General features: G+C 37.4%; 2 protein-coding genes. Both read left to right on the forward strand.

What is annotated here, in order from left to right:
• The first annotated feature begins 127 nt into the window (after positions 1-127).
• Positions 128-484, forward strand: coding sequence for a hypothetical protein (locus tag ABVT42_RS22365; protein WP_353898209.1), 357 nt, complete (start codon positions 128-130; stop codon positions 482-484).
• Between the two features lie 76 nt (positions 485-560).
• A complete protein-coding gene (locus tag ABVT42_RS22370) occupies positions 561-953 on the forward strand; it encodes a hypothetical protein (protein WP_353898210.1) in 393 nt (130 codons plus the stop codon).
• Positions 954-1,111 lie beyond the last annotated feature (158 nt).

Genomic DNA, 1,111 nt, shown 5'->3' on the forward strand with positions numbered 1-1,111 from the left:
TAAAATAGGTACTCAATAGCGCTATGTCTTATGACTAATGGCTGTTAATCATGTAACCAGACATTGCAAAATATTCAGGCAAATGACGCCTGAATTTTGAATTAGGCGTTATATTTGTGAGGAAGAAATGAAAAAATATTTACTATCTATTGTCATTTTTTTAACAAGCAGCTTTTCAGTACCCGTGTTGTCTGGAACCCCGCCCTTTCAAGGATGTATTGAGCTTGGTTGTATAGGAAAAATTGATAAGATATATCTTCATCCATCTGGAATGGTCAAAGTTCCTCCGCCCATAGGAGCTGATACTAGTAAGCTTAAGTGTACTCTTAGTGAAGGAGTTTTTATTACTTTGAAGCGAGAGCACGTTCATTTTAAGGAAATGTATAGCATACTACTATCTGCTCACGCGTCAGGTAAAGAAGTATATTTGAGAGTGATAGTGGATTCTCCTGATTGCGAAATTCACTATTCGGTGATTTATTAAAATAACAAGTGCGTGAATTTCGATCGGCAAAAAACACGCCTTTCTAATTACGCGAGCGATATGTGAAAGAAGAACTATGCGAATATCTATAATTATTTTAACTGCAATCTACTCTATCTTTAGTGCTTTAGGGGTGATGTATATTTTTTCGGGATACGGCAGTATCTTTAGTCTAGTCGTCATTACTGGATATATTTTTACAGCTATAGCGCTAAATGGAAAAGGCGGGCAGCCGTTTAGAATTATTTCTTACGTTGTTGCTGGACTTTTGAGTTTGTTCTTGATTGGTGCGCTTTTCGGAATTTTCGCTCCTTTATTTGGGTATGCTTTTGAACCATTGCTGATAAGTACCTCACTCATACTTTCTGGTCTTGGTATTTGGACTATTTATTGTCTCAGGGTTATGAATAAATCCTCAGCACATAACCAGGCGCTGAAAAAAGATGCTGAAAACTACAGCGCTTCTTAGCGTTGGTATGACTCCCTTTGTCAATTAAAACGTACTATTCCCCACCATATTTTTTCAAAGTGCCGCTATCTAAAAGTTGGATGAATTCAATCACAGATTAAAGCCAGTAACTTTCGACGGTTCTCATGCTGGTATTCGTGGATTTTATCGCCAAGCGA

It is taken from the genome of Aliikangiella maris (assembly GCF_040719265.1).
Taxonomy (GTDB): domain Bacteria; phylum Pseudomonadota; class Gammaproteobacteria; order Enterobacterales; family Kangiellaceae; genus Aliikangiella; species Aliikangiella maris.